The sequence below is a fragment of the Nonomuraea rosea genome (assembly GCF_039539705.1).
Lineage (GTDB): Bacteria > Actinomycetota > Actinomycetes > Streptosporangiales > Streptosporangiaceae > Nonomuraea > Nonomuraea rosea.
The window spans coordinates 1-2,191 of sequence record NZ_BAABDQ010000116.1 but is presented as its reverse complement, the minus strand read 5'-3'; the positions used below and the strand labels follow the sequence as shown (position 1 = coordinate 2,191).

1 protein-coding gene is annotated in these 2,191 nt (G+C 64.6%); it reads left to right on the top strand.

Features of this window, described 5'->3' with window-relative positions; genetic code table 11:
* The first annotated feature begins 592 nt into the window (after positions 1-592).
* Complete coding sequence (ltrA, locus tag ABEA43_RS67610; RefSeq protein WP_345581494.1) at positions 593-2,074, top strand: group II intron reverse transcriptase/maturase; 1,482 nt, start codon at positions 593-595, stop codon at positions 2,072-2,074.
* Positions 2,075-2,191 lie beyond the last annotated feature (117 nt).

Genomic DNA, 2,191 nt, shown 5'->3' with positions numbered 1-2,191 from the left:
GTGCGCCATGGAAAGCGCTGTTTGTCCGAACGGAGGTGAAAGACCACCGTCGCTCTGCCGTCGTAGCGGTGGGGTGAAGCTGGAGGCAGCCTGATCCGGGGATCACCGGGGAGGGTGGGAGCAGCCTCGACAAAGTCGGGTCGGTTCAGCACTACCGGATGGGTCGGGCCCGGTGAGCGAGACGGGAAGGTATACGCGAGGAACCGGTGTCTTACGCCTCTTGAATTCTTGCCAGCTCGAACTCGGTGGATGTGGGCTGGTCAGCGGTGCGTACCCGCCTCCCATCGCGGGCGGGGAACTCCTGGTCGGGTATTGGCAGCCTGGGCTGGGAGGCCACGGTGAAGGACTACGGCGTAGCCGTGGCGAGGCCGCAGGGGTAGAGCCGGGTGCCTAACCCGTCGATCGGACAGCAGTGAACATGGGAACCGCTCGGGTTCGCTCTCCTGCTGCTTGCCTTCCAGGCGGGCGGCAGGAGATAGGCGTGATGCCCGCCGAAGGCGCGAGCGGGGCGGAGCCGCCGTAGTACTCGGAGCCGGGGAAAGCCCGGCACGTGGGGAAGGGCGGCAGCGTGTCAGTCAAGGAGAAGAGTGCAATGTCCGAAGACGCGCCGGTGAATACCGGCGCCGTGAGGTGGCCGGATGCTGATTCGGCTTACCTGGCGGTACGGAGGATGCAGATCAAGTTGCACCGGTGGGCGGTCGAAGACGTTGACCGTCGGTTCGGTGACCTGTTCAACCTCGTCTATGACCCGGCGTTCCTGATGCACGCGTGGGAACGCGTGTCCACCAACGCCGGAGGACGAACTCCGGGAGTCGATCGGGTCACAACCTTCCAGGTCGAGACCCGGATCGGGGTCGAGGCTTTCCTGGCGCAGATTCGCACCTCGCTGAAGTTGGGCGAGTTCGAGCCTGCCGAGGTGCGGCAGGTGATGATTCCCAAAGCGGGCGGCAAGTTGCGCAAGCTGGGCATCCCCACCATCGCCGACCGAGTGGTTCAGGCCAGCCTCAAGGCGGTGCTGGAGCCCATCTTCGAGGCGGACTTTCTGCCGTCCTCATATGGGTTTCGCCCCAACCGGCGAGCGCACGATGCCATCGCCGAGATCCACCATCTGTCCTCGGGCTCCAACAAGTACCACTGGATCCTGGAGGCCGACATCCACGCCTGTTTCGACGAGATCGATCACACGGCACTGATGACCCGGCTGCGGGCAAGGATCTCCGACAAGCGCGTGAACACGCTGGTGAAGGCGTTCCTGAAATCCGGGGTCATGACGACCATCGGAGATTGGGAAGCGACACCGGCTGGAACGCCCCAGGGCGGCGTCCTGTCTCCACTGCTGGCCAACATCGCCTTATCCGCGCTGGACGAGTACTTCGACCGGCAATGGAAGCAGGAGATGCGGACCGACAAGCGGCGGGCCAGGCGCAGGAGGAACGGCCTGGGCAACTGGCGGCTCATCCGATACGCCGACGACTTCGTTGTGGTCGTATCGGGCGAACGCCACCATGCCGAGGCCCTGCGCGAGGAGGTGGCAGGCGTGCTCGCCCCGCTGGGGCTCCGGCTGTCACCGGACAAGACCCGCGTCGTCCACATCGACGAGGGCTTCGACTTCCTCGGCTTCCACATCAGAAGGCAGCGCAAACGAGGAACGCAGAAGTACTACGTCTACACCAAACCGTCCAGGAGAGCGATCCAAGCGATCAAGGACAAGGTGAAAGACCGAACACGCAGGGCCTACCAGGACATGCGCCCGGACGAGCTGCTGATCAGCTTGAACCGGATGCTGCGCGGATGGGCGAACTACTTCCGGCACGGAGTGTCCAAGGCGATCTTCGGCGCGATCGATAACCATGCGTGGCATCGCATCGTCGGCTGGATCTTCCGCAAATACTCCCGGATCGGCTGGCAGCAGCTACGCCGCCGGTTCTGCCTGCCCGGCACCTGGAAACTGGCCTGCAACGGCGTCGAGTTCACCGGCGCATCCAGCGTCAAAGTGATCCGCTACCGCTATCGCGGAACCAAGATTTCGACGCCGTGGACACCACCACCGGCAACCGCCGCTGCAGGCGGTTGACCCCGGGCAAGACACGCGGAGAGCCCGGTGCATGGAGACATGCACGCCGGGTTCGGCGGGCGGGTCAGGGAAACGGACTGATCGCAAGTCCAGCACCGCGCCCTGACCCGACCCAAC